A 383-nucleotide genomic window follows, 5' to 3' on the forward strand; every position below is an offset into this window, starting at 1 on the left:
TTCTTCGGCAGCAGGCAGAAGCGTCACCAACACCACTACCTCCAGTTCTGAAGCTAAGTCCAAGCCTGATCAGATAGCAAGCTTGACAGAAGCCACGAAGCAAGTTTCTATAGGAAACACGGGTTCCACACAGGTTCATGCTGCTAGTGAGCCCAAGACTGCTGTCGCGGGGGGAACCGTCCCTAGCTCGGAAAGCGAGTTCAAGGCAATGGCTGCTGATGCCTCTGTTTTCTCATTCGGGGATGACGAAGATTACGAAAGTGAGTAAATCAAAGGGAGGCCTGAATTTGTTACATCGGCAAAATCTCTCTGTACATAAAAATGGGTCGTGTTCAGGTCAGTTCAGTTCAGTTCGTTCCTTCTATTTGTAATTCTAAAGGTTC

General features: G+C 48.0%; 1 protein-coding gene. It reads left to right on the top strand.

Annotation, left to right across the window (positions count from 1 at the left end; genetic code table 11):
• Positions 1-268, top strand: a 268-nt coding sequence (locus DL891_RS17625) for a hypothetical protein (protein WP_232819247.1), incomplete at its 5' end; no start/stop codon positions are given.
• Between the last annotated feature and the right edge of the window lie 115 nt (positions 269-383).

This window comes from Homoserinimonas sp. OAct 916 (assembly GCF_003260275.1).
In the GTDB taxonomy this organism is placed as follows: domain Bacteria; phylum Actinomycetota; class Actinomycetes; order Actinomycetales; family Microbacteriaceae; genus OACT-916.